The following is an 878-nucleotide window of genomic DNA, read 5'->3' on the forward strand; positions in this document are numbered from 1 at the left end:
CTTCCACGTCACCATTTTGTTTCATCTTTTGCCTTAACGAGCTGAAACTGGCAACAGAAGCGTCATAACTGCCATGTTTACGTTCGTTTAAAGCGAGAATGTACTCAGATTCTAACTTCGCGAAATCATTGTTTAAGATTTGGCTACTTCCGTAATAAGGCTGCTTGATGTTAGCCATGTACTCATAAATCAACCCACTGACGTAAAGTCTTTCGCTGTCAGAGACGGAAGTATGATAACGGTCTTGAAGCATGCTAAGAGCAGAAGCTGCATCGTTGTGTAACGTTGTTTGATAGACAGCGTGCCATTGCGTAAAGTTTTGGGTGTGTTCAATCTCGGTAGAGTCACTTGCGTATATTTGACTGCAAAAAAGCAGTGACGCAAGCAAAGGAGACAGCGCGCGCATAAGGAAGTAGCCTTGTGTTTTTCTTATATAATCTTTTCAGTATGTTATACCCATTATCTTATAGGCGATGTGACCACGTGAAGTGAATAAACAATACTGAATGGAAAAACTATGAAGTGGGTCGATATTTGTGTTGAGAACTAGGGGAGGGAATAGAAACCCCGGCACAAGTGCCGAGGTCAACGCGATTAGTCTACGTATAGCTTCGCTAGATCTTGAGGCTCCATTTCTTTGCCTTCTAGCTGATCATTCCAGTTTGTACCAACAAGAACGCCGTCTTCAGCAAGAGTCAGAAGCCAATCTTCTACAAAGATATCTAGTGGAATTTCAAGAACAGTAAAATCTGCCCACTCTTCAACGTTGTGCGCTTCAGCATCTTCTTTTGAAGACCAGAAAGGCATTACTTCGCGATTTTCGAACTCAGTTGAATCGCAAGACAACCAACCTTCTTCATTGCGTAGACCCCAAACGA

General features: G+C 42.6%; 1 protein-coding gene and 1 pseudogene. Both read right to left on the minus strand.

Translation table 11 applies throughout. The annotated features are described in order from the left end of the window. Positions 1-406, minus strand: a pseudogene (locus R7E78_RS25320) (GGDEF domain-containing protein); the annotation flags it as partial. Between the two features lie 188 nt (positions 407-594). Beyond that, positions 595-878, minus strand: a 284-nt coding sequence (locus R7E78_RS25325) for a DUF2750 domain-containing protein (RefSeq protein ID WP_318058500.1), incomplete at its 5' end; no start/stop codon positions are given.

Source organism: Vibrio sp. YT-19(2023), from assembly GCF_033337395.1.